Origin of the sequence: Neglectibacter sp. X4 (assembly GCF_009917365.1) — a bacterium.
In the GTDB taxonomy this organism is placed as follows: Bacteria; Bacillota; Clostridia; order Oscillospirales; family Acutalibacteraceae; genus Acutalibacter.
The window spans coordinates 1-992 of record NZ_QWLE01000181.1; the positions used below are offsets into that span (position 1 = coordinate 1).

Below are 992 nucleotides of genomic sequence, written 5' to 3' on the forward strand. Positions count from 1 at the left end.
ACATAGAGACGGGGACTGCCTCTTTTCTGTCGCCTGCATTCCTGGAGTTTTTGAACACAACAGGCAGCATTGAGGAAGGTGATCAGACTCAATTAGAGCACAGTGTTAGAACAGCAGCAGACTTTCCAGTTTTTGTCAACGAACTTATCCGCACCCATGAAACAGGTGATACACCTTCCTTCTCGCGTATCCCTCCTATTGATGAGTATGTGGAAAAGGGGAACTGGTCCATGATGGGGTGGGCTGTTATAGATTGCTGCTCTATGGCGTACATCAGCCAGCCTTTCGAGTATCTGGCTGGCCCATATCCGCTGGTGGATACGAAAGGCCAGCTAAGCGTTGATTCTTATACAGACTTCGCTTTCCCAGCCAGCATGAAAAACCCGGAACTTGCGTGGAGGTTTATGTCTTACTGCCTGCAAGAACGGAAAAACGCACGGATAAAAGGCGGAAATGTTTTTACAACAGGTATTCCCCTCAACAAAAAGAATTTGTCACTGCTGGCAAGAACTCTTAAAGGTGACGCATATCACTATGCTTATGAAAGAATGCTTGGACACATTATGAACAAATATGATCCAGATCTTACTATGAAAAGAGTGGAGGCATACTTGTCTATGCCCCTGGTAAATGTAAAGCTTTATAGCTTTGATACAGGAACAGCTTTAAAAAATTTTTATAAAGAAGGAACTATATCTGCGGAACAGTGTGCAAAGGAAATTCAAATGATAGCAGAAAAGACTGGTAGTGCATAGAGATGTAGGAAGCACCATAAATTGAGGTAGTTTAGGCTTAATGCCTTGGCTATAAAACTTTTAGAAAGGAGTTTATTAAAGATGAAAAAGACGCTTAAAAAATCTCATCTGAAAGGAACAGTGAATTCTTTCTATGAGTTGATGAGAGCCTGTCAATGCGAGCAATGTCATTAAGTTAGTACGCAAGGACGCACGCCAAAGGGCTAGGGGGCACAAAAAAGAGCAAAAGGAATTGGG

At 42.5% G+C, this 992-nt stretch carries 1 protein-coding gene; it reads left to right on the forward strand.

The window, feature by feature from the left end; genetic code table 11:
• A partial coding sequence (locus tag D1841_RS17540; protein WP_207709261.1) for a hypothetical protein occupies positions 1–755 on the forward strand: 755 nt, incomplete at its 5' end.
• Positions 756–992: the final 237 nt, after the last annotated feature.